The sequence below is a fragment of the Caballeronia sp. M23-90 genome (assembly GCF_053574605.1).
Genome location: NZ_JBSIPA010000989.1, coordinates 1 through 370 on the forward strand (window position 1 = coordinate 1; position 370 = coordinate 370).

General features: G+C 61.9%; 1 pseudogene. It reads right to left on the reverse strand.

Features of this window, described 5'->3' with window-relative positions:
- Positions 1–370: pseudogene (locus ACRXB1_RS37455) on the reverse strand (IS5/IS1182 family transposase); the annotation flags it as partial.

Here is a 370-nt window from a genome sequence, read left to right on the forward strand (position 1 = left end):
TGCTGATGCCGCGAGTGTTGCGCTGCTCGGCATCAGCGAGCATCATCTCGGCCGCGTCGCGCTCGGCGGTGCCCGTCGCCAGAGTCACCTGTGCGTTGACGACCAAGCCGTGTCGGTTGTCGGTCAACACGTGGCCCATATAACAGAGCATCGCTCCAGTTCCCTTGCTCTTGCGAAACAGGCGCGCCTGCTCGTCAGTCGTGGATTGATGCGTCTCGTTACTGCGTTTCTGTCCGCGCCAACTGTCATTCGGCGCGGGCGGTTCGTCAGGAGGCGTGTCATCATCGTCTGGACTTGCCTTGGGCACAAAGCTCTTGTGCCCGGCCCATGCCTGAATCAACGTGCCGTCGACGCTGAAGTGTTCCCCGGA